Origin of the sequence: Pseudoalteromonas sp. 120-MNA-CIBAN-0494 (genome assembly GCF_040308885.1) — a bacterium.
Taxonomy (GTDB): Bacteria; Pseudomonadota; Gammaproteobacteria; order Enterobacterales; family Alteromonadaceae; genus Pseudoalteromonas; species Pseudoalteromonas nigrifaciens.
In genome coordinates, this window is record NZ_JBEOOE010000211.1 from 1 (window position 1) to 245 (window position 245).

General features: G+C 48.6%; 1 protein-coding gene. It reads left to right on the top strand.

Features of this window, described 5'->3' with window-relative positions:
* The coding region (locus AAEY55_RS18555; RefSeq protein ID WP_350552752.1) for a proton-conducting transporter membrane subunit at window positions 1–245 on the top strand (245 nt) is incomplete at both ends.

Here is a 245-nt window from a genome sequence, read left to right on the forward strand (position 1 = left end):
GACCTTGGGTACGATTGGTATCTTTTATGGCGCATGGCTAGCCTTTATGCAGACCGATATGAAGCGCCTGCTGGCTTATACCAGTATCTCGCACATGGGTTTTGTGGTATTGGCAATCTATGCAGGTACGTTGCTCAGCTTGCAAGGTTTAATGATTCAAATGCTGGCCCATGGCTTAAGCTCAGCTGCCCTATTTATTATGGCAGGGCAGTTGTACGAGCGTCTGCATACCCGCGATTTGACCT